This window comes from Paenibacillus sp. FSL P4-0338, assembly GCF_038002365.1.
Taxonomy (GTDB): Bacteria; Bacillota; Bacilli; order Paenibacillales; family Paenibacillaceae; genus Paenibacillus_AQ.
This window is the reverse complement of record NZ_JBBOCG010000001.1, coordinates 1,467,262-1,493,941: the sequence shown is the minus strand read 5'-3', so window position 1 is coordinate 1,493,941 and position 26,680 is coordinate 1,467,262. Positions and strand designations below refer to the sequence as shown.

At 53.6% G+C, this 26,680-nt stretch carries 22 protein-coding genes; 2 read left to right on the top strand and 20 right to left on the bottom strand.

Going from position 1 to position 26,680, the window contains the following annotated elements; all coding sequences use genetic code 11:
* Window position 1: 1 nt before the first annotated feature.
* From MKZ07_RS06490 to MKZ07_RS06470, 5 genes are all read right to left on the bottom strand, one after another.
* Entirely contained in the window at window positions 2-1,789 is a 1,788-nt protein-coding gene (locus tag MKZ07_RS06490) for a cache domain-containing sensor histidine kinase (RefSeq protein ID WP_341025186.1), read from the bottom strand.
* Between the two features lie 62 nt (window positions 1,790-1,851).
* Complete coding sequence (locus tag MKZ07_RS06485; RefSeq protein WP_341025183.1) at window positions 1,852-3,540, bottom strand: hypothetical protein; 1,689 nt, start codon at window positions 3,538-3,540, stop codon at window positions 1,852-1,854.
* 64 nt (window positions 3,541-3,604) lie between these two features.
* Window positions 3,605-4,501, bottom strand: coding sequence for a carbohydrate ABC transporter permease (locus tag MKZ07_RS06480; RefSeq protein WP_036693886.1), 897 nt, complete (start codon window positions 4,499-4,501; stop codon window positions 3,605-3,607).
* Window positions 4,502-4,507: 6 nt separating this feature from the next.
* A complete protein-coding gene (locus MKZ07_RS06475; protein ID WP_036693889.1) occupies window positions 4,508-5,401 on the bottom strand; it encodes an ABC transporter permease in 894 nt (297 codons plus the stop codon).
* Window positions 5,402-5,636: 235 nt separating this feature from the next.
* The gene (locus tag MKZ07_RS06470) at window positions 5,637-6,617 is read right to left on the bottom strand and encodes an aldo/keto reductase (RefSeq protein WP_036693890.1); all 981 of its coding nucleotides are present in this window, start codon (window positions 6,615-6,617) and stop codon (window positions 5,637-5,639) included.
* 178 nt (window positions 6,618-6,795) lie between these two features.
* On the opposite strand from MKZ07_RS06470, the gene MKZ07_RS06465 reads away from it, so the two are divergent.
* On the top strand, window positions 6,796-7,713 hold the full coding sequence (locus MKZ07_RS06465; RefSeq protein WP_076153903.1) for an AraC family transcriptional regulator: 918 nt from the start codon (window positions 6,796-6,798) through the stop codon (window positions 7,711-7,713).
* 8 nt (window positions 7,714-7,721) lie between these two features.
* Here MKZ07_RS06465 and MKZ07_RS06460 read toward each other — a convergent pair whose 3' ends face one another.
* On the bottom strand, window positions 7,722-9,203 hold the full coding sequence (locus MKZ07_RS06460; RefSeq protein ID WP_341025177.1) for an Lsa family ABC-F type ribosomal protection protein: 1,482 nt from the start codon (window positions 9,201-9,203) through the stop codon (window positions 7,722-7,724).
* A 300-nt stretch (window positions 9,204-9,503) separates the two neighbouring features.
* On the bottom strand, window positions 9,504-10,355 hold the full coding sequence (locus tag MKZ07_RS06455; RefSeq protein WP_076153905.1) for a Cof-type HAD-IIB family hydrolase: 852 nt from the start codon (window positions 10,353-10,355) through the stop codon (window positions 9,504-9,506).
* A gap of 167 nt (window positions 10,356-10,522) precedes the next feature.
* On the opposite strand from MKZ07_RS06455, the gene MKZ07_RS06450 reads away from it, so the two are divergent.
* Complete coding sequence (locus tag MKZ07_RS06450; protein WP_036693896.1) at window positions 10,523-11,455, top strand: hypothetical protein; 933 nt, start codon at window positions 10,523-10,525, stop codon at window positions 11,453-11,455.
* A gap of 226 nt (window positions 11,456-11,681) precedes the next feature.
* On the opposite strand, the gene MKZ07_RS06445 is transcribed toward MKZ07_RS06450, so the two are convergent.
* The 13 genes from MKZ07_RS06445 to pssA form a co-directional block, all read right to left on the bottom strand.
* The gene (locus MKZ07_RS06445) at window positions 11,682-12,836 is read right to left on the bottom strand and encodes an amidohydrolase family protein (RefSeq protein WP_036693898.1); all 1,155 of its coding nucleotides are present in this window, start codon (window positions 12,834-12,836) and stop codon (window positions 11,682-11,684) included.
* Window positions 12,833-13,897, bottom strand: coding sequence for a pyridoxal-phosphate-dependent aminotransferase family protein (locus MKZ07_RS06440; RefSeq protein ID WP_036693899.1), 1,065 nt, complete (start codon window positions 13,895-13,897; stop codon window positions 12,833-12,835). The genes MKZ07_RS06445 and MKZ07_RS06440 overlap by 4 nt, the downstream gene beginning before the upstream one ends.
* A 25-nt stretch (window positions 13,898-13,922) precedes the next feature.
* Window positions 13,923-14,675, bottom strand: coding sequence for an ABC transporter ATP-binding protein (locus MKZ07_RS06435; protein WP_036693900.1), 753 nt, complete (start codon window positions 14,673-14,675; stop codon window positions 13,923-13,925).
* On the bottom strand, window positions 14,666-15,430 hold the full coding sequence (locus tag MKZ07_RS06430) for an ABC transporter ATP-binding protein (protein ID WP_036693902.1): 765 nt from the start codon (window positions 15,428-15,430) through the stop codon (window positions 14,666-14,668). Before MKZ07_RS06430 ends, MKZ07_RS06435 begins: the two co-directional genes overlap by 10 nt.
* Entirely contained in the window at window positions 15,427-16,296 is an 870-nt protein-coding gene (locus MKZ07_RS06425) for an ABC transporter permease (protein ID WP_156949596.1), read from the bottom strand. Before MKZ07_RS06425 ends, MKZ07_RS06430 begins: the two co-directional genes overlap by 4 nt.
* The gene (locus tag MKZ07_RS06420; RefSeq protein ID WP_341025171.1) at window positions 16,293-17,282 is read right to left on the bottom strand and encodes an ABC transporter permease; all 990 of its coding nucleotides are present in this window, start codon (window positions 17,280-17,282) and stop codon (window positions 16,293-16,295) included. The genes MKZ07_RS06425 and MKZ07_RS06420 overlap by 4 nt, the downstream gene beginning before the upstream one ends.
* Window positions 17,279-18,898, bottom strand: a complete 1,620-nt coding sequence (locus MKZ07_RS06415; protein WP_341025170.1) for an ABC transporter substrate-binding protein — start codon at window positions 18,896-18,898, stop codon at window positions 17,279-17,281. Before MKZ07_RS06415 ends, MKZ07_RS06420 begins: the two co-directional genes overlap by 4 nt.
* A gap of 140 nt (window positions 18,899-19,038) precedes the next feature.
* Window positions 19,039-20,166 (bottom strand): NAD(P)/FAD-dependent oxidoreductase, encoded by a 1,128-nt coding sequence (locus MKZ07_RS06410; protein ID WP_036693905.1) that lies wholly within the window; start codon window positions 20,164-20,166, stop codon window positions 19,039-19,041.
* Between the two features lie 36 nt (window positions 20,167-20,202).
* A complete protein-coding gene (locus MKZ07_RS06405) occupies window positions 20,203-20,958 on the bottom strand; it encodes an alpha/beta fold hydrolase (protein WP_084648874.1) in 756 nt (251 codons plus the stop codon).
* Between the two features lie 541 nt (window positions 20,959-21,499).
* Window positions 21,500-22,372, bottom strand: a complete 873-nt coding sequence (locus tag MKZ07_RS06400; RefSeq protein ID WP_036693907.1) for an amidohydrolase family protein — start codon at window positions 22,370-22,372, stop codon at window positions 21,500-21,502.
* 20 nt (window positions 22,373-22,392) lie between these two features.
* On the bottom strand, window positions 22,393-25,512 hold the full coding sequence (locus MKZ07_RS06395; protein WP_051493357.1) for a GNAT family N-acetyltransferase: 3,120 nt from the start codon (window positions 25,510-25,512) through the stop codon (window positions 22,393-22,395).
* 123 nt (window positions 25,513-25,635) lie between these two features.
* Window positions 25,636-26,130, bottom strand: a complete 495-nt coding sequence (locus MKZ07_RS06390; RefSeq protein ID WP_036693911.1) for a DedA family protein — start codon at window positions 26,128-26,130, stop codon at window positions 25,636-25,638.
* Between the two features lie 6 nt (window positions 26,131-26,136).
* Window positions 26,137-26,661, bottom strand: a complete 525-nt coding sequence (gene pssA, locus MKZ07_RS06385) for a CDP-diacylglycerol--serine O-phosphatidyltransferase (protein WP_036693913.1) — start codon at window positions 26,659-26,661, stop codon at window positions 26,137-26,139.
* Window positions 26,662-26,680 lie beyond the last annotated feature (19 nt).

The following is a 26,680-nucleotide window of genomic DNA, read 5'->3' as shown; positions in this document are numbered from 1 at the left end:
GTTACCCCTCCTTCCTCTTCAGCTCGGGACGTTCTATGCAGACCGGAATATGGATGGTTACCGCCGTCCATTCGTCTTCTGCACTGTCGATTTCAAGACGGCCTGAGGGACCGAAATATAGCGCCAGACGTTCCCTGATATTGTTCATGCCGAACCCGTTCCTACTGCCGCTGTAGGTACCGGCGCGTATCTCTTCGAGCTTCTCCCCGCCAATTCCTTGCCCGTTATCAAATACCTGGATGCGCACCTCATCCCCTCTGCGTTCAGCCGTAATCTGAATAAAAGCCTGCTCCCTGGCCGTAATGACGCCATGCAGATAACAGTTCTCTACAATCGGCTGCAGGATCAGCTTGATGGTATAGAGATTAAGGATCTCCGGTTCCACCTCCCACTCCACCGACACCTGGCCCGGATAACGAAGCTGCTGGATATCGATATACGCCTTCACATGCTCCAGCTCATCGCGCAGCCGGGTTACATTGACCTGATTGCCCAGTGCCAGCCGGTAAAAAGTCGTCAGCGCATCTATCGTGCGGACCTGCAGCTCATCCTGCAGATCCAGTGCCCGCCAGCGGATCAGGCTGAGCGAGTTATAGATGAAATGCGGATTAATCTGCGCCTGCAGCGCCCGGAAGGATTGCTCACGCTCCTTAAGCAATGCTTCCGTATGCTCTTCAACCAGCTTCCCGAGCCGCCCGGACATGGAGTTAAACAGCACCTCCAGCTCACCCAGCTCATCCTTGTCACGGTTCTTCACCTTTACTTCGAAGTATCCTTCCGATATATCCGTCATCCGGTTCCCCAGCTTGTGGATCCGCCAGATGATATTCTTCAGGACAATCATGATCAGGAAAACCGACAGCAGCAGGAAGAACGCAATTCCCGCTGCGATGTAATACAGAATCCGTCTCGACTGCTCCTCTAGGCGGTCCAGATGCACAAGTGCGCCAACCCGCCAGCCGGATTTGATCTCCTGCGTAATCAGTACCGTTCCGTTGTTTGTCCGGGTAGTCCCGTCAGCGCTGCCCCAGTATTCACTTAACGAGGAAGAGGATAACGAAGTAGCGATCTCGGACGGTTCTGAGGAGGCGATGATCCGCTGGCTGCCGTCAACGATATACATTTCCCCGGCGCCGTCAAAGGGATGGTCGAAGGATTCGGCGAACACGCTTTTATAATCCAGCAGCAGATAGACCAGCCCGTGTACCTCCCCGTTGCTGTCAAGGATTTTGTGGGATACGACAAGCTTGTTCCTGTCATCCTTGGCATTGGTCCATACCAGATTATCCTGAGAAGATAGCTGCTCTGCATACCAGTCTTGCTCACGCTGTCCGGACAGCATCCGCCCCTCAGGCTTCCACAACAGGCCGCCGTCCTGCACCAGCGTATCATTGGTATGGTAGATGCGAAAGTTCTCAATACCCGGAAGGTATTTACTTGTAAACAGGAAGGATCTGTCCACGTAATTGACGGTGCCAAGCTGTTCTGTGATATCCGTATAATCCCGCGTTATTCTTGAGATCAATTCACCATCTGTCGCTGTCCGCGTAGCTAGAAGGTCATAGCTCTGCTTGCGGAACTCGATGCTCTGCGCACTCTGGCGGACAGCTTCCCTGATGGTCAGAATATAATTGGCCCGGACGGTCTGCAGCATCAGGTAGCCTGCCCCCGCAGCAAGCAGCACCGTCGGAAGGAATACAATCAGGCCGTAGAACAGGACAATTTTGCCTCTCAGGTTCATGGACCGGGTCATACGGATAATTGCTTTCTCTACGCGCTGTTTGATCATATGGCCCTCCCACGAACTATAAAGGGAGCCCCCCTCTCAGGCGAAGGGCGCTCCGGCATATTTTAAAATATTTCTTCCTCATATCTGCCAAGCCACTCGGCCTTGACTTCACTCCAATGTCCGCGTTTCTCCAGCGCTTCCTGGAGCCCGTTCCACTCCGTTTCGAACTTGGCATCATCCCCCGCCATCAGTAGCTTAGCCCGGTATTCTTTGCGGATATTTTCCAGCTCCAGGGAGTATTTCTCCCATACCCCGCCCTGCTTAACCTCGATCAGATCATAAGGCTCAGCTACGCGGATGGTGCCCATCTTCCCGATGGCTTCGGTGAACTGAATCGTCTTGCCTGCGCCTGCCTTACCGCCATCTTCTGTATTCCACCATGGATACCACTTATTACTGTAGGACGAGGTCATATAGAGCTCCGGTGTCACTTTGGATTTCTGGGCGGCATCGCCGGAATTGCGCGCGGTCTTGTACGTTTCATCTGTAAATTTCCACTTGCCCAGCGGCTGGTCAACCCAGTCCCAGTACTTTCCTGCCGGCCCCTCGCTCATCACCTGCTGCTGTTCTGCCTTCGGCTGCAGGCTGTAATCCAGGAATTTCAGAATGGCCTCAAGGTTCCTGGTCTTCTGGCTGATATAGACATCATACCCCGGATTCGGGTTCGTGACCTGGTTAATACCCAGCTTCTCCACCCCTGCAACCTTCGGAAAAGGAATGACTTCATAGAACCAGCCTGGCTCCGTAGGGCCATCTAGCGTCTCCCAGGCAGTAGCGTTGATGTTCCAGAAACTGCCTACATTCAATGCTACCCGGCCGGATTTGTTCTTCTCAATATACTGCTCTCCCTTATTGGTTACTACCTCCGGATCAATCAGCTTCTCCCGGTACAGCCTATTCATCCATTGATAAGCGGCCTTATAATTGGGATTATCATAAGCGAAGAGAAGTTGATCCCCCTGCTTCTGAATGCCATTACCGCCGGTGCTGACTCCAAACGCAGTCAACACTGCATTCTCGTCACTCCACCCGAGCGAATCATTAGTGTCCATAAGGAAGGACATGGGAAGCAGTGTTTTGCCGGAGGCGTCTTTCTGCTCTGCGGCCTTCTTCAGAAAGGTCTCAATCCCATCCAGTGTGGACAGATCGGCTGTAGTCATGCCTGTCTTCTCCAGCACATCCGTTCTGACGAACCAGCCCTGCGATGCCCAGCCCGGCCAAGGCTCTTCCGGGTTCTGGTCAAACCAGGTCGGAATCGACCAGATATGGCCGTCCTCGTCCTTCATTAACTCCAGATAGGGCTTCGGGATCGCCGCGAGTCCCGGATATTTATCCGGCATGTCGAAATATTGCTCCACCGGCAGCACCTGCTTGGAGCGCCGCATGGCGCTTTTCACAGTCTCGTTCCGGCTGAAGATCGCCGCATCCTCAAATCCGCCGGTATTGATCTTCAGGTTAAGCGCTGTCATCGCATCGCCCTGTGTAGCCTCCAGCTTGACTTCCACCCCCGGCTCCTCTTCCCGCCAATACTTCTGCACCAGGCTGTCATTATTGATGGTTGCCGTCCAGCCAAGCCAGAGGTTGAAGGCTGTAGAACCGCTTGCCGCCTGGGTAGCAGCAGGCTTATTTCCTGTACCGCTGTTGTTTGCCGCCGTATTTCCGCCGCCGGAATTGGAACCGGAACATCCGCTGACGATAGTCAGCAGCGCCGTCATGGCCAGAGCTGCAAGCCGGGCTTGTTTGATTGTCACTAGAATACTCCCCCTATATGGTTATTGTACTGCATAATGTTTCTATGGCCATTAAACTTAGAGATCAGCCCTTCACTGACCCCAGGAGAACGCCTTTGACGAAATATTTCTGCAGGAACGGATACACACAGAGAATCGGAAGTGCGCTGACCATCACCACAGACATTTTGATCGACATCAGCGTAATATTCTGTAGCTGCGAGCTGCGGGCCAGCGCCTCCTGATTGTTGTTGGAGCCCAGCACGGCCGACAGATCCTGTGCCGACAGCAGCTGCTGCAGGAAGGTCTGCACAGGAATCAAATTCTGCTTCGTGACGAAGAAGGCTCCGGCGAACCAGTCATTCCAGTGGCCCACTGCGGTGAACAGCCCCAGCGCAGCGAGCATAGGCTTCGATAGCGGAACGATAATTTGCCATAGAATGCGGACCGGTCCAGCCCCATCCAGCTCCGCCGACTCGACAAGCGCTTCCGGGATGCCCTGAATGAACTTCAACATGACGAACATGTTCCAGACGGAGAACAGTCCCGGCAGAATATACACCCAGAACGTATTAATCAGGCCAAGATTATTCAGCTGGATGTAAAAGGGAACGAGTCCCCCGCTGAACAGCATAGTCAGCAGGATGTAACTGAGAATCGTGCTGCGCAGCGGCAGTCCCCGGTAGGAGAGGCCGAAAGCCACCAGCAGGGTGACCAACAGCCCGCCAACAGTGCCAATTATCGTTCTGCCCACTGTAATGAGATAGGAATGCCTGATGGTCTCATTGCCGAGCACAATCTCGTAATTAATCAGTGTGAAGCTGCGCGGCCAGAGATAGACCCCGCCTTTGGCCGCATCCGCACCGTCATTCAGCGAAATTGCCAGCATGTAGAGGAACGGATACAGCACCGATACGCATAACAGGGATAGCAGCACAATAATGATGTATTCTGCTATTTTTTCACCTCGGCTTGCTTTCATGTGCCTTCACCACAGTCCTTCCCCGTTTAGTTTTCTGGACAGCTGATTGGTTGAGACGACCAGGATCAGGCTGATTAGCGAAGACAATAATCCTACTGCCGTCGCCATCCCGAAGTACCCCTGCTGCAAGCCGTTGCGGAGAATATAAGTATCCAGCACATCGGCTACACTATGATTGGCAGAGTTCATGAGCGGATAAATCTGATCCATTCCGACTGTAATTAAGCTTGGAATACTGAGAATCAGCACAATGGAGATGGTCGGCATGATTCCGGGAAGGGTGATATGCCGGATCTGTGCCAGCTTGCCTGCACCTTCCACCTTCGCCGATTCGTACAGCTGCGGATCAATCGTGGTAATCGCGGCCAGATAGAGAATGGTGTTCCAGCCGGTTTCTTTCCATAAGCCGCTGAAGACAACCATTGGACGGAACCACTCGGTCGATCCGAGGAAGAACACCGGCTCCCCTCCCGCTTGCCCGATGAACTGATTAACCAGCCCGCCGTCCAGCGTGAGGAAAGATTGCAGAATATAAGCAACAACGATCCAGGAGAAGAAATGCGGCAGATAGCTGACCGATTGGACAAAACGCTTGAACGCCGGCCGGGTAACTTCATTGATCAGGAGTGCCAGCAGAATCGGGGCGGGGAAGCCGCAGATGAACTTCAGCACCGAAATGTACAGCGTATTCTGGACCACGGTCAGGAACTGCGGGTCTTCCAGGAATGTGAAGTTATCCAAGCCTGCCCATGTGCTGTCCCAGATCGAGGTGCCAATCTGAAAATCCTTGAAGGCCACTTGAATGCCGGCCATGGGGATATAGCTGAACAGAAACAGCAAGACTACCCCGGGCAAGATCATCAGATATTGCCACCGGTATTTGTAGATTTTGTTGTACAATTGTCTCCCCCCTTGATACCTCTATCATAAAAGGAACTACCTGCCCCCGCCTATATAACAGCGGTTGGATATCTATCGTTCTGATTTGATCTTGTGAGCGCTTACGGGCAGAGGCAGGCATAATGGATATAACGGGTATGTCAGAAGTGGCTGTGCAGCAAAAAGCGCATGCCGGATGATACCGGCACGCGCTTAATGGATGAAGCTGATTCCGTTGTCTGCTGAATGGAGAATTTCAAAGCGCTCCAACGATGGCATGCGGGACGTAATGCTCTTCCAGCCGGGCAATCTCTTCAGCTGTCAGCTGAAGGGATAACGCTCCCGCCGCATCGGTAATATGCGACAGCTTCGTCGCCCCGATAATCGGCGCAGTGACCGGCTGTTTCTGCAGCAGCCAAGCTAGTGCAACATGGATGCGCGGAACTCCGCGCTCCGCCGCAATGGCAGCCACCTGCTCAACAATCAGGCGGTCCTTATCGGCTGTAGCATCATATTTGGATTTCTGTACCTGATCCGTTTCCGAGCGGAGCGTAGATTCCGCCCAGTCCCGGGTTAGCCGGCCGGAAGCCAGCGGGCTGTAGGGGATGACTGCAATGCCCTCTTCCTTACAAAGCGGCAGCATCTCACGTTCCTCTTCACGATAGATGAGATTCAGATGATTCTGCATGGAGACGAACCGGGTCCAGCCGTTCATATCAGCCACATGCAGCGCCTTCTGGAACTGCCAGGCATACATGGCGGAAGCGCCAATGTAGCGGGCTTTTCCCGCCTTCACCACATCATGCAGGGCTTCCATCGTTTCTTCAACCGGTGTAGTATAATCCCAGCGGTGAATCTGGTACAGATCGACATAATCGGTGCCCAAACGCTTCAGGCTGTGATCGATCTCGCTCATAATCGCCTTGCGGGACAAGCCCCCGCCATTCGGTCCGGTTCGCATAGGGAAGAATACTTTGGTGGCAATCACCACCTCATCCCTGGTAGTCATGTCCTTCAAAGCCCGTCCGAGCATTTCTTCACTCGTGCCGTCAGAATAGACATTGGCCGTATCGAAGAAATTAATGCCCAGGTCCAGTGCGGTACGGATCATCGTCCGGCTCTGCTCTTCATCCAGCACCCAAGGGTGCACCCAGCGTTTGGCATCGCCAAAGCTCATACAGCCCAGGCACAGTCTGGAGACCTCAAGGCCGGTATTGCCCATTTTTGAATATTCCATTCGTTTGTTCCTGCTTTCCTGAGAATAGTGTATATTACAGTCTCTCTTATTGTGCAACAGATAAAGGATTGGCGTTATCACAATAGTCGCGAATGATTGCCTAATCCTACCGTGCTCATTAACACTCCCGCCGGATATGCCCTATAATGAAACCATATGAAACTAAGGAGGCTCTCAAGTGACTGAAGCAATCGTAACGCAAAAGGTTGAGCTGTGCCGGCTGATTGAGCGGCATACCGGCCGGGACGGCGCTCATGAAACGGCCGTGCCTGCACTGCAATTCATCCGTTACTCCCAGGCGAGTGAGCCTGCTTACCGGGTGTATAACCCGTGTTTCTGCTTCATTACCCAAGGCGTGAAGGAGATTATGCTGGCCCAGGAGCATTTTGTATATACCTCTTCTGATTTCCTGGTGGCTTCCATGAACCTGCCGGTAGTGGGACAAGTGATTAAGGCATCCCCGGAGGTTCCCTATCTAAGCTTCAAAATGGAATTCACGCAAAGCCAGATTCTAGAGGTCCTCCATGAATCGCAGCTGCAGATTCTCCCCAGGGAGAATGCCCGGCGGGCCTTATTCGTTGGGCACATCGACACGGACCTGCTGGATGCGCTCCTCCGTGTGACGCGGTTGCTCGATACTCCCAAAGACATCCCGTTTCTTGCCCCTTTATATACTAAGGAAATTCTGTATAAACTGCTGCAGGGCCCTTATGGAGTAACACTGGCCCAGATTGCCATGGAAGGCAGCAGCACTTACCGGATCAGGGAAGCCATTGAACAGATTATCATTCATAGTGAACAGGCTCTGCGGATTGACGAGCTGGCCGATATCGCCAATATGAGCGTCTCCGCATTCCACCGCAACTTCAAGGAAGTTACGGCTATGAGCCCGATCCAGTTCCAGAAGCAGCTGCGCCTTCAAGAGGCTCGCCGCCTGTTATTAGCCGAGTCTGCAGATGCAGCCGATGTTGCCTTCCGGGTCGGATACGAGAGCGCCTCACAGTTCAGTCGGGAATATTCCCGTATGTTTGGCGCTCCCCCGCGGGCCGACATCAAGCGGTTGAAGGAAAAATTTGAGCTTCCGGTACAGATTTGATAACCTGCTTAGTCAAGCCTAACCTGCTTCGTTGCGATATTCGCGCAGAATTCGCGGTCATGCTCCACGAACAGGATGGTCGGCGTATATTCCAGCAGCAGCTCCTCGATCTGCATCCGGGAGATGACATCGATGAAGTTCAGCGGCTCATCCCAGATGTGCAGATGCACCTGCTCGCTGAGGCTGGCGGCAATCAGCACCTTTTTCTTTTGACCGCCGCTATACGTGGACATATCCTTCTCAAATTGCAGCCGTGAGAAATCAAGCTTCCGCAGGATAGCCTTGAACAGGCTCTCGTCGATCCCCTGCTCTCTCGCATATTCACTCAGGCTGCCCTTGAGCTGTGAAGTATCCTGGGATACATAAGAGATAGACAACCGGCTGTCCCGCGCGAAGTGGCCGGTATAGCTTATGTCCCCGCCGCAGATCAGCTTCAGAATGCTTGATTTGCCTGAGCCGTTGCTCCCGGAGAGGGAAATCCGGTCCCCCTGTTCCAGAGTGAAGTTAACGCCGGAGCATACTACCATGTCCTCATAGCGGATCGATAGGTCCTCCAGCTCCACCAATTGCGGCTTATGATAAGGAAGCTGGGCAATCTTCAGACTGTCTGCGCTCTCCAAATTCCGCAGCAGCTTCGACTTCTCAGCGATGGCGGATTCCTGCCGCTGCTGAATCGACTTGGAGCGCTTCATCATCTTGGCGGCCTTGTGGCCGACATAGCCTTTATCCAATTTGTTGCCGGAGCTCCGGGTGCCATTCTTGGATTTCTCGACCTCATGCGCCCAGCCGCACGTTCTTTTGGCAGAGTCCGATAAGCGCTTGATGTCCTTCCGCAGCTTCTCATCCTCCGCCAGCTCGAACTGATCCTGCCTGGACTTATTCTCCCACCAGCTGCTGAAGTTGCCCTTCTGGATCTCAATATTGGTCTTGTTGATCGACAGAATATGGTCCACGCAGTTATCGAGAAAAGCCCGGTCATGCGACACCAGAATATACCCACTCTTCGTACGCAGATAGTCACTGACCAGCTTCCGGCCCTTCGCATCCAGATGGTTCGTCGGCTCATCAATGAGCAGGAACTGGTTCTCGCGCGCAAACAGAGCGGCCAGCAGCACCTTCGTCTGTTCTCCGTTCGACAGCGATTCAAACGGCCGGTACAGCGCATCCTCACTCACCTTCAGCAGAGACAGCTCCCGCATAAACTTCCAGTTCGCAAGCTCCGGGTCGATCTCCTGCATGACGTCCACGGTAAGAGCCGTGGGGTCAGCAACTTCATAAGGGAAATACTCGAAGCCCACCTGTGCGGAGATCGTTCCGCTGTATTCATATTTGCCGAGCAGCAGGTTCAGAAAGGTTGTTTTACCACGTCCGTTGCGTCCAGTGAAGCCCAACTTCCAATCCGTATCCAGCTGAAAGCTCACATTCTCAAAAATATTATCGTAAGTGCCCTGATAGGCAAATGTTAAATTACTCACATTAATTAAAGACATACGTATATCCTCCTGTATTTACAAAAATAAAAGCTGCAAGAAGGTTCTCCTCCCGCAGCTCAAATAAACACAGCAAATCTGTTCCCCGGATACTTACCTGCAGGCAGACTTGAATAAGGATATTTGGACCAGAGTGAAAAGAGGCAGACCCTTCCTGCATATCAACCATAAATTGCGCGCCACAAATAACGCTTGTTTATTGGTCACATTACGCAAGAAATGTCCGCACGATACTCTTCAACTCCCGTCGCTTAATTAAGTGCATTTTAACACAGCTCTTCCTGGAGATCAACCCGTTAGTCAGATCAGTCCGTGCTTCAGGAAGGCGTTATACAGTCCGTTATCCTCAATCGAATCGGTGATATGATCAGCAATTGCCTTGAGCGGCTCGCGGGCATTGCCCATCGCAATTCCAACCTGGACATATTCCAGCATCTCCAGATCGTTAAGCCCGTCACCAATCGCCATACTGCTCTCAAGCGGGATACTCAAATGCTGCAGGACATCGGCAATAGCCGCAGCTTTATGAACGCCTGGCATCATAAGCTCTCCGCTGTTCTCGCCAAAGATCGGGATGGAGCACTGAATCGCCGTGAACCGGTCCTGTAATTCCTCCTGAATCTGATCAAAGGGCAGGCTGCTCTCCAAGAAGCATACCTTGTTGACATCATCCAGATATAACTCCTCGTCCCCGTAAGTGAGTGTTGCGATATAAGGATGGGGCGATTGCCGTCTTCTCTCCTGGGCTTCGGGATCATTCAGTAAATCGCCATAGATTCTGCGTTCCAGATGCGGCTGTAAATGGCGGCTGCCGTGAAGCGCCGTATTGGATTCCAGAATGAAATCGACCCCGTTCGCGTTAAAATAATCGATCAAATGCTTCGCATCCTCCGGGGTCACTTTTTTATGATAGAGCATTTCACCACGACTCTCCACATATCCGCCGGCCGCTCCAATCAACCCGTCGAACCCGATCTCCCAGATATAATCATAGATTTCAGCCTTGGAACGTCCGGTGCACAGGTACAGCAAATGCCCGTTCTTCCGTGCCTGCTGGCATGCCTGCACTGCCGATTCCGGGACAATTCCATTCTCCATGAGAAGCGTTCCGTCAATATCGATGAAAATAATCTTTCTGCCGGTCTGTTTCATATGCTCTTCTCCCCTTTGTCTAGTCTTCCACTGAACTATAGGTTATGAAATGCGTTCCAAGTCAAGCGTTATTTCAGAAGGGGCCGTGCGATTCACTTACCCTAAATTTGTACAAATAAATAGGATAGCGCATCTTAGCACGCATCTTATCCCGTGGGAGGTACATAATGAGAACATTACCAGAATCCTTAACAAAAACAGCAAGAGCGGTGCTGCTCGGTACAGCTCTGACTCTGGCAGGAGTTACAGTGTTTGCAGGTGCACAGCCAGTAGCTGCGGCATCCACATCGGATACCCAGGCGGTCTATAACCAGTTCCGCAAGTATGTCAGCAATCCCGCAAGCCTCGCGCAGGCACGCAAATATCTTATGAACCATATCTCCAAAGTTGGCTCCTGGTACGGCACGGTAATGACCCTTCAATTGGAGAATGCCCAGAAGGCGGGCCTTGAGCGGTTCTCTGAGAAGCTATACACAGATTCTGTGCAAAAGGCGCTAATGGATGCCGAAATTAACAACGACATGACCTATACGGAGATCCTGAAGCGGGTAAAAGCACCTGCGGTCCGCAAGCTGATGGAAGAAATATGGGATAAGGGCTACAAGCTGGAGACTAGCGAAGGTATGTATTATGCGGTTATGCATTATGAAGGATTCAAGGTATTCAAGCCCTATATTAGCAAGGACATTGCCGCTTATATTGATATCATGGCCACTGAGAGCAACAAGCCGTCCACCTTCGACGCCGGCATTGTGATTACCTGGGATGAGCTGATCGGCAGAGCGGCCATTATGAGTGATTATGTCCAGGATTATCCGAAGTCGAACCGGACGGCGGCCATCCGCAATGAACTATCCTATACCGTTCCCCTAGTACTGCTCGGCTCGGATAATACCCCAGCCTACGATTACGATACTAATGAAATCGACCCTGAGCTGCGCCGGGCCTACGAGCAAGCACTGATGGAGGGTACAGGAGATAACAAAGTGCTGAACATCCTGGTCAAGCTGGTAACGCTTCTGAATACTTTTGGTAATCAAAAGACGCCTGCGCTTGAATCCTACCTGGATCAAGTGGTTAAGCAATATACGGAGCTATAAATGGTTACAATTTGAATTGAATACGTTGGCGAGTGCAAAGCGGGGGGGCTGCTCTGCTGGGCGGAATGTGATCGGTTTTTCGATTACATTTGGTCACATGCCTACGTATCGCCCCAATGTGATCAGTTTTTCGATTACATTGGCACATCCGTCTACGTAGGCTTCGGGCCATCAGACCGCAAAGAGGCTGTCCTTCATCAGAAAGGACAGCCTCTTCACACATTTGTTACAGCAAATCCTCTTCCTGCGCGCCGGTAATGACCGTAACAATGCTTGTGCGCAGTTGATCTGCATTCTTGGCCTGATACGGATCGGCGGCGTAGATGACCGCATCGGCAATATAGCCTTCCGCAATCCGGCCCAGCTCATGGCCGCTTCCGAGAATCCCGGCCGCGTCTTCTGTAGCCGACCGCCATGCTTCCGCACGGCTCAGGCCATAGTCCAGCAGGGTGTCGAATTCCTGCAGGTTGTAGCCATGCAACGCAGGCGTGGCGTAATCGGTGCCGAAGCCCAGCCGCACCCCTGCCTCTCTGGCATATCCGAGCGCGATGGCGTGCGCATCGGCCGCCCGGGCTGCTCGATCACAGATGACTGGCGGCAGCGCCAGCACTCCCTTCGGATCGGCAGCGATCCGGTAGATGGAAGTGGTCGGCACGTAAGCCACGCCGGATTCGGCCAGTCTTCCGGCCTGATCCCAGGTCATGAACATCCCGTGCTCAATAGATTCCACACCTGCCTGGATCGACCAGTCAATCGTCACCCCGCCCCAGGTATGCACCAATACCTTCTTGCTGTTCGCATGGGCATGACGGACGATGAAGGCAAATTCCTCCCCGGAGAAGTTCGGCTCTGTAACCTTCTCGGTCGGTGCTCCAAGACCTCCGGTTGCCATGATTTTGACCCAGCCTGCCCCGGTCGCGTAGATCTCCGTCAGGCGGTTCTCCAGATGCTTGATCCCCTTGGCATCGGCAGCTCCCAGCATTTCACTGCTGGTCTCCACCCGCAGCGGCTGCTGGTAATACTTCACGAGATGCCGGATCGTGGCAGGCAGAATACCGCCCGCATCGCGGGCTGTAGTTACCCCCGTCCGCAAGGTAGCGGCGAAGGCCTCCGCCTGCATCACCTCAATCTCGCGGGGGTCCCGGCGGAGCTGATCCTCATGGTCGAAGTCAGTCCAGGCCAGATGGGTGTGCAGATCCAGAATGCCCGGACTGATCCATAGCTGCTGCTGCCGGGAGCCGTCTGCCTGTTCCGGCTGTGGACCCGCTTCTGCCACGGCGGTGAACCGCCCGTTCGTAATCTCGATATCGAAGCGTTTCCCCTCTATACCTGCAATATGGATTCCATTGTATGCCTGAAATTGCGGCTGTTTGAGGATCATTCCGCTTCCCCCCAGACTTGGCGGACGGCTTGAACTGCCGGTTCAGCATCCAGCTTCAGCAGTCTGGCCAGCGTCTGTACCGCTGCTTCCACACTCTCGCGGCTGGCATTACTTCCGAAATGGTTCATCCGCAGCAGTTGACCGAATAACTCCCCGTCCCCTGGAGCTACGATACCGATAGGCTGCTTGATCAGCAGAAGCGGCTGCTCGTCAATCCGGACAGTCGTAGTCAGCGTGGAATAATGTCTGCTGTCCTTCTGCCAAGGGGTAAGCCCAAGCTCCGCGATCCCGGCGACAGCAGAGGCCGCTGCGCGTTCATGCCGTTGAATCACTTGTGACAGCCCCTCTTCGGCAACAGCCTCCAGGGCTTCGATCAGGGCTCTGGCTTCCAGGACCGGAATATTCGGCGGGACGCGGAGCGGCGCTGCGCCATCCTGTGACGGCTGCAGATCCAGCAAGGACAGAATGGAATTGCGCGGAGCCCGTTCGTTCGACTCCAGGAAGGCCCAGCCGCGTGGAGAAATACTGACCGCGCTGATTCCGTTAGGACCGGCGAGCGCTTTTTGCGCACCCATTACAGCGAAATCCACTGCCCACTCATCCACAGACAGCGCTTCTCCTCCGACAGCAGACACGGAATCCGTTATCGTAATCAGGTCATGACTGCGAGCCAGCTTGAAGATCTCTTCCGCAGGGTTCGAGCCGCCTGTAACCACCTCTGCCTGCACCAAAGAAATCGCAACCGGCTGGTGCAGCTCAATCGCTGCGGCAACCTCCTCTACCGTAACCACCTGGTCAAAGGGAACCTTCACTTCCGCCACTGTAGCTCCGCCGCGCGTAAGCCACTCTCCGAACAAGCTGCCGTAAGGTCCGGTTACTACGTTCAGAATCGTACGTCCCGGTGCTGCAATTCCTGCTGCTACCGCCTCAATGCCTAGAATCGCCTCCCCCGGAATGATTACCGGAGGATGCTGTGTCCCTAATAGCCGGGACAGCTGCTGTGTTAATGTGTCCAGTTCAGATAGCGTCAATGGTACGAATCCTGTTGTTTGACGGTTCATATAATCCTCCTGATGTGTTGAATGTTCAATATTGCGGCATCTTGGGTACCGCAGACAGTAGCTCACGGCTGTATTCATGCTGGGGCCGGACGAAGAATTCATCCTTGGCGTTCACTTCGACCAGCTGCCCCTGACGCATGACAGCGACGGTATCGCTGACGGCATGAATGACTCCCAGATCATGGGAGATGAACAGCATCGTAAGATTAAGCTCGGCTTGCAGCGTATGGAATAGCTCAAGCACGCTGCGCTGCACCGAGACATCCAGTGCGCTTGTAGGCTCATCGGCGATCAGCAGGCTAGGCTCCACGCTAAGCGCGCGGGCAATAGCGATCCGCTGGCGTTGTCCACCTGAGAATTCATGTGGATATCTGTCCAGTGACTTGGAATCGAGCTGCACCCGGCTAAGCAGCTCCTTACTACTGCGCTCAACCTGCGAACGCTCTACAATCCCGTGGAACAGCAAGGCTTCAGCCAGAATCTCCCGGACGGTATGCCGGGGATTCAGCGAAGAATCCGGGTTCTGGAAGATCATCTGAATCTGCTTATGCTGCGGCTTGCTCCGCTTCTTGCCTAACAGCTCCGCACCCAGCAGAAGCTGTCCTTCATCCGGGGTGATCAGTCCGGCAATGACCCGGGCCAGCGTAGACTTCCCGGAGCCGGACTCACCGACAAGCCCCAGGGTGGTATGCCGCGCAAGCTCCAGCCGGATCTGATCGAGGGCGGTGAACCCGCCATAACGGACGGTTACATCCTGTACCTGTAATGCTACTTCCATAGGGCCCCGCCTCCTTCCAGCTCCGGCAGAGGGAGCACCGAATCCATTAACATCTGTGTGTACGCCTCAGCCGGATGCCGCAGCAGGCTATGCGTCTCGCCTTGCTCAATGATCCGGCCCTGCTTCATCACAACCAGTCTGGAGCAGAGATTGGCTGCGATTGCCAGGTTGTGGGTCACAAAGACCATAGCGAAGCCCAGCTCTAGCTGTAGACTCGTAATCGTATCTATAATCTGGCGCTGAACCGTCACATCCAGCGCGGTGGTCGGCTCATCACAGAGTAGAATGCCCGGCTTGCAGGCCAGCGCCAGAGCAATGACGATACGCTGGCACTGGCCGCCGGAGAGCTGCCCCGGATAGCGGTCTTTTGTCTTCAGCGAATCTGGGAGACCGAGCCGCTCAAGCAGTTCCAGGGCGATGCGCCGCGCAGCCTTATGGCTGGTTCTCTGTCTGTAATATACAACCTCGGTCAGTTGCTTCACTACCGGGCAGAGCGGGTCCAGCGCTCCTCTGGGGTCCTGGAACACCATTGCACTGCTTACCTTGCTGCGGACCGCTCCCCCGGTCTGCTCCACACCACGTGGAAGCAGGCCGAGAATGGCCCGCAACGTCAGCGATTTTCCTGAGCCGGATTCGCCCACTAGTCCCAGGCTTTCGCCGTGTTCAAGGGAGAAGCTGACACTGTTGACCAGAATTTCTGTGGACGGGGCCGTGAGTGTCAGTTCTTCGAGTTCAAGTACAGATTGTGTTGTCATCCTTTTCTCCTCCAGATATCGGCCAGTCCGTCTCCCAGAAGAGACAACGCAATTCCCGTATACACGACTGCGAAGCCGGGAACCGCCGACAGCCACCAGGCTGTGGTAATGAAGGGTTGTCCGTCTGCGATCATCGTTCCCCAATCCGGCGTAGGCGGGGCAATTCCGATGCCCAGATAACCCAGCGTAACAATGGCTACCAAGAGTCCGATCATATCCGTCATCAGCACGACAACGGCTTGCGGCAATACATTCGGCAGAAGATGGCGCAGAAGGATACGGTATCCAGGCAGACCAAGTGTCTGCGCCGAGGCGATCCATTCCTGCTTCCGGAAGGAAGCACTCAGTCCTCTGACCACACGGGCGAATACAATCCAGCCTACCAGAATGAAGGTAATATAGATTCCGCGCTCCCCTGCCCCGCTGGCGAAGGCCACGATGATAACGATCAGATAGAACGGAAAGGCAATAAAAGTGTCCGTGATCAGCGATATAATTCTATCGGTCCATTTGCCATAGTACCCCGAGATCATGCCCAGCATGACGCCCGTGCAGAACGGAATAATCTCAGCCAGCACCATGATCGTCAGATCCGTCCGGGCGGCATAGATCAGTCTGGTGAACAAATCACGGCCAAGCTGGTCGGTACCGAGCCAGTGGGCTGCGGAAGGCGGCTGCAGGAAGGCGCTCAGATTCTGCTCTGTCGGGTTATAGGGACTTAAGTAAGGGATGAATATGGCGAGCAGTATAAGTATTGCGAACATAATGATCCCGATCAGCAGTGACGGGGTGTTAAGTACTCTTCGGAGTCCGCTTGCGGGCTTCCCGAGGTCCGGTAAGGTTGTGTCTATCTGTGTAGTATTCATGATTTCCCCTTCGTTCTGGGATCAAGCCCCCCGGAGATAATTTCAATCAGCAGACTGATGATTACAACAGCCAGCGCACAATAGAGCGCAATCCCCTGAATCACCGGGAAATCCCTGTTCGAGATAGAGGTGAACAGCAGGCTGCCTATGCCCTTGATGCCGAAGACCTGCTCCACAACGAGCGTTCCTCCGATCAGGTAGGACACATTCACTCCAAGCAGCATCAGCGTCGGCAGCGCCGAATTGCGCAGCACATGCTTGAACAGGATGACTCTGGACGGGATTCCTGCTGCCCGGAGAGTGACAACGAATTCGGATTCCAGCACCTCCAGCATTTGCGCACGCAGCGAGCGGACCAGCGTAGGAATCTGCGAAAAAGCAATCGTGATTGCCGGAAGTACCAGACTATGGAGCGTACCCGACCAGCCCTCGCCGATTCCCCCTACGGGGAACCAGCCCAGCCGCACGCTGAAGAACAGAATGAACAGAATCCCCACCCAGAAGACCGGCATCCCGAGGGTGACCGCTGGAATAATGCGGATCAGATGGTCTAGCAGCTTGTCCTTGTGGGTGGCAGCAACCGTTGCCAGCAGTAGTGCTGTAATTATCGCAAGGCCCGAGGCGATTACAATCAGCAGTAGTGTGACCGGAGCACGCTCTGCAATCAGCTTTCTGGACGAGGTGCCGGCAATAATAGAGTTTCCGGTATCTCCCTGAGTGAACAGCAGCTTCACGAACCGGGTGAACTGCTCCCATAAGGAGAGATCAAGTCCCAGTGTGTGGTGCATATTCTTAAGCGCTTCAGGTGTGCTGTATTCACCGAGAATCATTTTGGCGGGATCGCCGGGTACCATTCGGATCAGGAAAAAGACCGCCGTCATCACGCAGAGGATAACAAGTAAGGCTCTTACAAGGGCTAGGGCCAGCCACTTGTAAGAACCGTTGTTTTCAGCTGCACCGCTCAGGGTCAGCTTGGATTTCATCATTTAGTTAGCCGGACATCTTCCAGACGGACGCTGCCGTTAGGCAGAACCACAAGTCCGTCAACAGAAGAACGGGCGCCGATCAGGATATCCGGATAGTACATCGGAATGTAAGGAACTTCATCTGCCAGCGTCTGTAAAAGCTCCGTGTAGATGGTAGCCCGTCCTTCACCGTCAGCTGTCTTCTGGCCTTCATATAGCAGCTTGGTTACCTTCTCATTCGTGTAATGCGTCCAGTACGATTTGCTGAAGCCTTCCGGGTCGGTCTGGAACGCCAGAATCGAGTTCGCTTCCGGGGAATCCGCCTGACCGCTGTTCAGCATCGCCGCGAAATCATAAGCGAAGAAGCGTTCGCGGAAGGTAGCCAGCTCCACTGATTCAATCTCAATCTTGATCCCGATCGCCTGGCCGGCAGCCTGGATAATCTGGGCTTCCTGGGCCCGGGTACTGTTGCCGGAAGCAACCAGCAGCTTGGTGGAGAAGCCGTCTGGGAAGGCCGATTTGGCCAGCTCTGCCTTGGCAGCCGCCGGATCGAAGCTCAGCGCCTTGATCTTATCATTGGCATTGTAAGGAATCGTTGTCGGCAACAGGGAAGTCGCCGTCTGCGCATAGCCGAAGGTCAGGGCCTTGGTGAGTCCGTCACGGTCAAGCGCCAGGGCCAGTGCCCGGCGGACATGTACATCGGAGAAGTGCTTATCCAGTGTGTTGAAGAATAGCTGTTCTGTCACCCAGCTGCCGTTCGTCACTACTGTAGTGTCTGCACCGTCCTTGATTTCACCCGCATTCTGTAATGACAGGGCTTCAACTGCATTCACCGCTCCAGCTTTAAGCTGGTTGATCGCCTGGCTGTCGTCCTGGATCAGCTTATAGACAAGCTTGTCGATATAAGGCTGGCCTTCCTTCCAGTAGTTAGTATTCTTGGTGAAGGTAACATCACCTGCCGGGTCCCATGTCTCGATCACGAACGGCCCGGTGCCTACCGGCTTCTTGAAGAATTCCTCTTCGGTTACGCCGCCGAAGTTATTCGGGAGTATCCCGTTCGAGAAGTTCGACAGCTCCGAGATGAACGGGGTGTAGGGTTCTTTTAACGTGATTACGAGTGTCTTCTCATCCTGTGCCTTCACCGTATCCACCTTGGCCGAGATGGCCAGGGGACCGCCAACCTTCAGATGCCGCTGGAGAGAGAATACCGCATCCTCTGCGGTTACCGGCGTACCGTTCGAGAACTTCAAACCGTCACGGAGTACGAATGTATACGTTAAGCCGTCTTCGCTAATCGTATGCGAGGCTGCGAGCTGATCCGTAATCTCACCTTTGCTGTCAAAAGCAACCAGCGACTCAAACACTTTATCAATCGCAAATGCGTTATTCGATGTAATCTGGTTATGCAGATCAAATGAGGTTACGGAAGCCGGGCGGCCATACACGAAGGTGCCTCCAGTTGCAGGCTCTGCTGTGCTTGCACTTTCCGTTGCCGCTGGAGCCGTACTGGCCTTAGTTCCATTACTGGAATCCGCAGGATTAGCAGACCCGGAGCAGCCGGCAAGCAGCGATACGAACAATACCGCAAGTGTGCCCAGCCCTGCTGTTTTTCTCATAGAAGCTTTTAAATTTATCACGTGTGATCCACCCTTCCTATAAATCATATATGTTTAGTATGGATTGTATTATGGATCAGACCTTCACTTCTGTCAAACAAAAATTCATCCGGTCAGCCGAATTGAATCATAATGTTCCAATGAAGGAAATGTATTCGTAATCATCCGCCCGTTATAGCTCTCTGGAGAGTATAATCGTCCAGCTCCAGATCAGGCTCTCTGCCGAGTGCCAGCTTCGCCAGCTGATAACCGATATACGGCCCCATCGTAAGTCCGGAAGCTCCCAGACCATTGGCCGCGAGGACCCCGCTCCATCCGGGAACAGCCCCTATGACCGGCAGGAATCCGGGAGTGAACGGCCGGAAGCCGACCCTCACTTCATTATAGGTACCATCCGCAAGTCCAGGCGCAACTTCCAGCCCCTTAGTCAGAATCTCCTGCATCCCGCCGGCGGTCACTCTGGTATTATATCCTTCTACGTCATTCTCATGAGTAGCTCCGATAACCATCTGCTGGCGGGCAAAAGCGAGCAGATATTGATCGCTTGGCGGGATCACCACCGGCCAGACTTCCGTATCCTTGTGGTCAGATACCTGCAAATGCATGATTTGCCCCTTCTGGTAGCTTACCATAAAGTCAATGCCCAGCGGCCGGAGCAGCGGGTTCGCCCATGCGCCTGCACAGATAATCACTTCATCCGCCGGATAAAAGTGCCCCCCTGCGTTGACTCCGGTTACCCGGCCCGGTTCAAAGGCAAGCGCAGCGTCACCGGTAACCATGACCGCACCTTGCTGCTGTGCAGAATGAAGCAGAGCGTCCCGCAAGGCGCGGCCATCCACTCGGGCAGCCCCGCTGATATGAACCGAGGCGTATCCTTCCGCCAGCAGCGGGAACCGTTCACGGGTCTCCTGTGCGCTAAGCCGCGTAATGACTCCGATCTCCGGGGCATCTGCCAGCCGCATCCGTGCCCGCTCTTCTATTTTGTCGAGCTTACTCTCATCCGTATGTATACTAAGCGCTCCTACCCGGGCATAACCGGTATGCGCTTCGCCGCCTTCCATAAGCTGGCTAATCAGCTCAGGATAGAACCGCGCCCCCGCCTTGGCAAGCCGGTACCACGCCTGATTGCGCCGCTGCGACAGCCAGGGACAGATAATGCCTGCCGCTGCATCCGTAGCTTGTCCATTGTCTTGACGGTCTACAATCAGCACCTCTGCCCCCATCCCTGCCAGCTGGTAGGCTGCCGAGGCTCCGAGAATACCTGCTCCGATCACGATGACTTTCTTCATCTGTATGTCCTTTCTGGATGTGGATTTCCCCTTGTGTTAGTGGATACGCTTCTGTGCAAGGAATTCGAGAATCGTATCGTTCACCAGGATGGGCTGTTCCCTTAGCATATGCGGGCGGTGACCCGCGCCCTGAACGATTAGCGTCCTTGCATCCGTAAGGAGGGAAGCGAGCTTCGCCGTTCTGTCCTGGCCTGCGAACGGGTCATGCTCACCGGTAATGAGCAGTGCCGGGCAACTTATACTGCTTAACTGCTCCTCCGTGAGATCCGGGTACCTGATCCAGTCCTGCACCGTTTGCCGCAGATAGTGTTGCCAATTCCCCTGATGGGACTCCTGATGCCTCTCGATCATCTGATCAATGAAGGCTTGCTGCTGATTCGCGAGCAGCTGTTCAGGCTCGTACTCCCCCGCTCCAGCCGGTTCACAGAATCCGCTGGTTCCAATCGTAGTCAGCGAAGCGACCCGTCCCGGATGGTACACCGCCAGGTACAGCCCTACGCCCGCTCCCATACTATATCCAATAAGGTGTGCTCGTTCAATGTTCATTCGATCCATGAATCCGGCGACATCCTCAGCTATTCGCGGAGTAGACCAGTCCAGATCCCGGCAGCGGGTCCTGCCATGCCCTCTCAGATCCGGGAAGTAACATCTGTATTGGTTCTGGAAGTCCAGAACCTGGCTGCTGAAGGCCAGCATGCTGCGGGAATAATGACTGTGCAGGAAGATCACCGGTTCTCCGGTGCCCATCTGTTCATAGAACATTTCAAGATCATCTACCTGTATGTATGGCATAATACCCCTCCCTCTGTAATTAAACCATTACCGGACCTTTACGAGCCAGCGTCGCATTCCCGCAGCATTCATTCGGATACTGAAGGCGCTGGAACGATAGCAACTGCATTTTATACAACAGAAAGCTGTAAAAAAGGCTTCGAAATAGCATCTAGTGTATTCCGTACAATTGAATGTTGAAAAAAGGCTATTTTTCAACCCAAACACAACATTCCACTGTATGAAATACAATAGACTCTCATTATACGGTCAGCTATGCCTTTTCTATTGCAGGAAATACAATCAGCTAGTTGAATTTAAGAGTAGAAGACGGTAAAGGGTGCAGGATCAACCCAGTATCAGCCCAATATCAGCCCAATATCAGCTCGATGTTCATACTCAGACTTTAACACCCTAAAGTTCATTCTAACACTTGTAAAACTGTTGCAGCACTACACTCAGCTTACCACAGGTCATTCGTCAGAAGTAGTAGCCTGCCCCGCTGCCCCGCGCAACAAACCAAAAACCCCCGGAACACCATTCCGGGGGAAGCTTACAAGCCTTACAAATTCAGTTCTCTGATCCGCTCCGCAAGCTTAGGGAACACGCGGAGTGCGTTGTTATAAAATACATCCTCATGATAGGCTTCCGGTACCAGGTGCTTCACGAAGGTAATATAAGCGTCGAGCGGGACCAGCGGCCAGTCGGTGCCGAAGACCAGACGGTCGTATTTCTCGGCGAACACCAGCGCCCGGCGGAAATGATCGGTATAGGTCTGCTCAGTCAGCAGCCGGTCCACCTTGGCCTGATCGCCGACAATCCAGCCAGACAGATCCGTGTAGAGGTTAGGGTTCTTCTCCAGCAGGGCTGCCGTGTCCATGACCCAGGGATCGCCCAGGTGGCAGAGCATGAAGGTTATCTCCCGGTGCTTCAGGAAGGTCTCCTCCATGGACAGCGGGTGCGAATACTTCAGCAGCCCCTGATCCGCGTATGTCAGTCCGCCATGAATGACCACAGGTAGGCTGTAAGCGGCAGCCAGCTTGTAGACCGGATCATAAATCTCATCCCCCACATTGAAGTGGTAGTACCCGGCATACAGCTTAATGCCAACGACATCGGAGCGTTGCAGCGATTGCTCCAGGGCTTCTAGCTGCCCCTCCAGATGAAGGGTAAGCGGGTTAATACCCACGCTGGTGAAGAGATTGTCCGGCAGCGTCTCGCTCAAGTCAAGCAGCATAGGATTGAGCGCAGCGGAATCGGGAAAAGCTCCGGCAACCGTCTCGGTCACTCCCATGCCGACTCCGGCAATGACACCGCTGCGGCGGAACTCCTCCAGGAGTCCCTTGCCGGTATAATCGATATGCGCCAAGGTCTGCGCCGTTTCGTGGAAGGCTGCAATATTGGAATAATGCACATGTGCGTCAATGATTTTCATAGAAGCTTCCTTTCTCTAACTCACTTCTTGAACCGGATCGACAGCAGATCGCCATAGGCCTGCTCAGGTACCTGGAGATCCGAGATCAGATAGAATTGCGGCTTGGTGAACTGCTCCTTGCCATCCTGCAGATGCAGGTACTCCTCCGCATAAGACGTCAAAGCGACGGAATTGACTAACAGGGAAGGTGACGGATGCTTAAATGATGTAACTAATGACAGACGCTGCTGGCGTTCCATGGAACCCGCTTGCAGAATCCCGTTATGGCTCGCATCCTCTGCCTGTCCACGGCCTGATTTGTAGGTGAGCTCTTGACCTCTGCTGTTCTTAAGATACGCTCTTCCATCCTTCATATCGGAAGCGGCAGTATAGAAAGTTGAAGTCTCAAGCGTAAGTGGGCATAGCGGCCCGCCTGTATTCTGCTCCACATGTACCGTAGAGACAAGAACTGGAACGCCCGGCAGCAGCATGAAATACTGATGCAGTACGAGTCCTTTATATTTATCATTCTTCTGAATGGTTACGCTCATCCGTATCCCCGACCAGCGGTTCCCCTTATTATCGGTTAATTCGGCGAAATCAGCCGTTAACGGCTCCTCCATGAAGCTGCGCAAGGCAATGTCGCCTACACTGGTTACGATACCGCCCACCCAAGGATTCCACCAGGATCTCGCAACCGGCTGCGGAAAAGAAGATTCCAGCCATTCCTCGCCCTGATAGGCAAGCGAGAACAATCCCGGCGCGAAGTCAGGGCTGGCCTGTATCCGCAGAATGCCGTTGTCCACAGCCAGTACCTGTGCCCCTTCTGCTGTGAGTCTCTCCTGCCGGACACGTTCATCCGCGACAGGCAAGACCAAGAAGGATTGATCCTGAACATAACTGTCCATATCCAGATGCAGGGTCAGCACATCCGGGACAGCGCCCGATGGTACTGTCAGCGGCAGAGCTGCTTCTCTGAGCTTCTCTTCCTCTTGCACTGTTAGCCGGGCTTCCTCCACACTGCCTGCTTCGGAAGAGACCCGAATCTCACCCGCCAGATAGCTCTTCTTCTGCTCCTGAAGGAGAAGCTTAGCCTCTCCGCTTATGAACGGATTTCCGTTATTCAGATTCAGCTCCAACTGCTCTGTAGTGGTCAGTTCCTCAGCATTGCTGTTACCGCTTTGCAGCGCATAGGCACGGAAATCCTGCCAATGGTCCCAGGTGCCCAGAGCGATCCTCAGCGGCGGCGTCTCCTTATGCCCGCCAGCGGGAATTCGTCCCAGGGAATGCTCCACAGCATGCATCCACGACTCCTGGATCAGCTTAAGCTCTGCCGGCCAGCTAATCCCTCTGGAGAAGCCTTCATCCGCAGCGAACATCCAGTTCTCCGTGAATTCCTGCGCTTCCCAGTAATCCATGCCGGAGGCTTCAGGCCCTGCACTCAGATCTATATATTTGCCGCGGTAAGGGATGACGCCGCCATGCAGGTTGAAGCGGAAGCAGTCCTTCAGGAACAGCTCTTCCTCCTGACCAGTAGCCTGCGGGTTGTCGATTCTGAAATAACGGGAGACCATCCCGTTGCTGAACAGCTTCACAACCATCGTCAGCAGCAAGCCTTCCCGGATGCCGGCCTCATAAGTGGCTTCGAGCACGATGGCCTCTTGATCTCTGAAGATCTTCACATCCAGCGCCGAGAATTTGTTGAATTCATTCGTATAAGGTAATCCAAGCTTAGGATAAGGCAGGTTCATCAGATATTTACGGTTCTGGAAAAAAGTAAGCCAATGATTTGTTTTGTTGAGTACGGCCGAATAGCGGCCATTGCTGATGATCCAGTCCTTGTCGGTCGGACCGCCGAAGGCCGTCTCTGCTCCGGAGAAGACCAGGCTCAGCTCCTGTTCCAGTATAGCTGAATCGGCTCCTTCTTCTACACTGCGGATGCTCACCGTATGGTGCCAAATGCCGTACCCGAGCAGCTGGGCCGCTGCGGTGACGGTTCTCCGGCTCTTTGCCGGAACCTCTACGGTGTAACGCTTTTGACTGAACGACAGAATCTCGTCCTCCGGCAGCTCAAAGCTGAACACGGTGTCCTTGCTATACTCATTCTCTACTGTTACATCCAGTTCGACCTCTTCGCCTGCGAAAAGCGTTCTGTCAGGTACCTGGAGCTTGACCTTGACCGGGAATTTCGGCTTAATGCCCAGCTTGAATACGGCAGGCAAGCCGTTAATGAGCAGTTCAGCCTCCACCACAGGGTGGGTCTGATAGAGATCCTGCTCCTCCTTCACCGGATGGATGAAGAAACGGCCTTCAATCCGTGCCTCGGATTCGATATTCTGAGCAGCGTCCAGGTCCATGCGGATTTGCGCATTGCTTTTACCGCTAATCTGGAGCGACAGGGGCTTTCCGCTTTTATTAACAGCTTCGTAAATGACAGGGTATTCCGCTCCAAACGGCAGTTCATGCTGCGCAGGAATCGTTACCTGTATCCGGTAATCCTCCGTCTCAATCAGGCGCAGGCCACGGCCGGTCCGCTCATATTCCATTTTCAGCGACAGGCCATCCTTCAGCCATTCATATGTAAAATAGTCAAAGCCGTTTTCCCCATGACCGTCAGGCTCCACCTTGATTTCACGGACGCTGTCGTTATACCAGTCTATCTTCTCGAAATAAGACTTCACCGCTCCGGTCTGAAGCACAGAGGGAATGAAGTTCATCAGGTGAGTGGTATCATCCCGGTTTTCCCAGAAGAACCCGCTTTTCTTGTACGTAGGCACCGCCTTGACATTACCGGGCCAAGTATAGAGATCCAGCCGCGGCCAGCCTAGCTTAATCGTCTCTTCAATCGAACGCCTTACCAGCGCCTTGCCCACCTTGCGTCCATGGTAATCCGGTCTCACGTTGAGCAGAGCGATATAGAGCGCCCCGGTATCCTCTTTATAGTGGGAGAAGCTGCAATATCCGATGACCTCTGAGCCGCTTACCGCCAGGAACAACTTTAGCATCGGGCTGTTCTCGTGTTCACGCAGCACGCTTTCCTCGGTCCGGTACGCTCCGTCTCCGCCCCAGCTCTCTGCGCTTTTGTTCCACATCTCGGCAATGGAAGCGGCATGCTTAGCCGGCACATATTCTTCAATCACTATCTCTTGTAATTCGGGCATTACAGTCATACCTCCTAAGATCGCTATAATTCCTAGCTTCATAGCAATAATACTACTTGCAGTATATAACAGAACGTTCAGCCGCTGTAAGTTCCTGTTTGATTATAAAAGATTATTACTTAATTAGACAAAGGTTAGCTTCGATCCGATCAGATAGCCGATGGAGACAAACAGGAGTGACCAGATAAAGGCACCAGCCAGGGTAACCACTAAATATTTTCGGAAGGACATGGCACTGATGCCCGAGATGTAGCTGGTCACATGCCGGATGCCCGGAACAAAATAAGCGATGAAGATCGTCCAGTTGCCGAACCGGAAAAACCAGCGTTTGACATAGGCAAACCTTTTGGGCGTCAGGCCTACCCATTTCCCGTACCGGTCCACGACAGGCTGCCCTACTCTGAGACCGATGGTGTAGCTGATCAGCATGCCTGTAATCGAACCTATGAAGCAGACCAGAACCGAAAGCGAGAAATCCAGCACCATGGTAGAGGATAGATAGCCAACGAACAGCGTCAGCAGCTCATCGGGAACGGGAAGTCCGACAAGCCCGAGCGCCAGCAGCGCGAATATAGCTATATAACCGTATTGTGAGATCATCTCGATGACCCATGGCATGAACAATCACTTCCTGTTAACGAATTTTTTGAACGAAGGGAACGGAACCCTGCTTATCATCAGTATAGACAACAGTCCCATAATTAAAATGAGCATTTCCGGCTTCAGTCGTTCACCTATAAGCGTGGTCATCGACAGAAGCAATCCCGCTGCCGTAATCGGCATGCCCACGAAGCCCTTGGAAGGAGCCGAGATATTGAATCTGGCCAGCCGCAGCGCCCCGCAGATCAGGAATGCGACCGCAGCCACAGGTCCGACCCACTGCACGTTCTCCAGCCGGTATAACAGAATAAGAAAGACGGGAGCAATACCAAAAGAAATAATATCCGCCAAAGAGTCCAGTTGTTTACCAAAATCACTGGTGCAATGCAGCATCCGGGCAAGCAATCCGTCCATAACATCGCATATCGCAGCCAGCAGTATCATTAATAAAGCAAGATCATAACGTTCTTGAATCGTGAATAGCAGGGAAATTGATCCGAAGCCCAGGTTTCCCAGTGTGCACATTGAAGGCAGCCAGCTCCATTTCATGCTGTTCACTCCTTTCCTG

Excerpts from the sequence above, each read along its gene's own strand:
- MKZ07_RS06420 (WP_341025171.1), bottom strand. The coding sequence starts at position 17,282 with ATGATGAAATCCAAGCTGACCCTGAGCGGTGCAGCTGAAAACAACGGT.
- MKZ07_RS06480 (WP_036693886.1), bottom strand. The coding sequence starts at position 4,501 with ATGAAAGCAAGCCGAGGTGAAAAAATAGCAGAATACATCATTATTGTG.
- MKZ07_RS06395 (WP_051493357.1), bottom strand. The coding sequence starts at position 25,512 with ATGCCCGAATTACAAGAGATAGTGATTGAAGAATATGTGCCGGCTAAG.
- MKZ07_RS06430 (WP_036693902.1), bottom strand. The coding sequence starts at position 15,430 with ATGACAACACAATCTGTACTTGAACTCGAAGAACTGACACTCACGGCC.
- MKZ07_RS06400 (WP_036693907.1), bottom strand. The coding sequence starts at position 22,372 with ATGAAAATCATTGACGCACATGTGCATTATTCCAATATTGCAGCCTTC.
- MKZ07_RS06470 (WP_036693890.1), bottom strand. The coding sequence starts at position 6,617 with ATGGAATATTCAAAAATGGGCAATACCGGCCTTGAGGTCTCCAGACTG.
- MKZ07_RS06460 (WP_341025177.1), bottom strand. The coding sequence starts at position 9,203 with ATGTCTTTAATTAATGTGAGTAATTTAACATTTGCCTATCAGGGCACT.
- MKZ07_RS06425 (WP_156949596.1), bottom strand. The coding sequence starts at position 16,296 with ATGAATACTACACAGATAGACACAACCTTACCGGACCTCGGGAAGCCC.
- MKZ07_RS06450 (WP_036693896.1), top strand. The coding sequence starts at position 10,523 with ATGAGAACATTACCAGAATCCTTAACAAAAACAGCAAGAGCGGTGCTG.
- MKZ07_RS06440 (WP_036693899.1), bottom strand. The coding sequence starts at position 13,897 with ATGAACCGTCAAACAACAGGATTCGTACCATTGACGCTATCTGAACTG.
- MKZ07_RS06445 (WP_036693898.1), bottom strand. The coding sequence starts at position 12,836 with ATGATCCTCAAACAGCCGCAATTTCAGGCATACAATGGAATCCATATT.
- MKZ07_RS06405 (WP_084648874.1), bottom strand. The coding sequence starts at position 20,958 with ATGCCATACATACAGGTAGATGATCTTGAAATGTTCTATGAACAGATG.
- MKZ07_RS06490 (WP_341025186.1), bottom strand. The coding sequence starts at position 1,789 with ATGATCAAACAGCGCGTAGAGAAAGCAATTATCCGTATGACCCGGTCC.
- MKZ07_RS06410 (WP_036693905.1), bottom strand. The coding sequence starts at position 20,166 with ATGAAGAAAGTCATCGTGATCGGAGCAGGTATTCTCGGAGCCTCGGCA.
- MKZ07_RS06390 (WP_036693911.1), bottom strand. The coding sequence starts at position 26,130 with ATGCCATGGGTCATCGAGATGATCTCACAATACGGTTATATAGCTATA.
- MKZ07_RS06435 (WP_036693900.1), bottom strand. The coding sequence starts at position 14,675 with ATGGAAGTAGCATTACAGGTACAGGATGTAACCGTCCGTTATGGCGGG.
- pssA (WP_036693913.1), bottom strand. The coding sequence starts at position 26,661 with ATGAAATGGAGCTGGCTGCCTTCAATGTGCACACTGGGAAACCTGGGC.
- MKZ07_RS06455 (WP_076153905.1), bottom strand. The coding sequence starts at position 10,355 with ATGAAACAGACCGGCAGAAAGATTATTTTCATCGATATTGACGGAACG.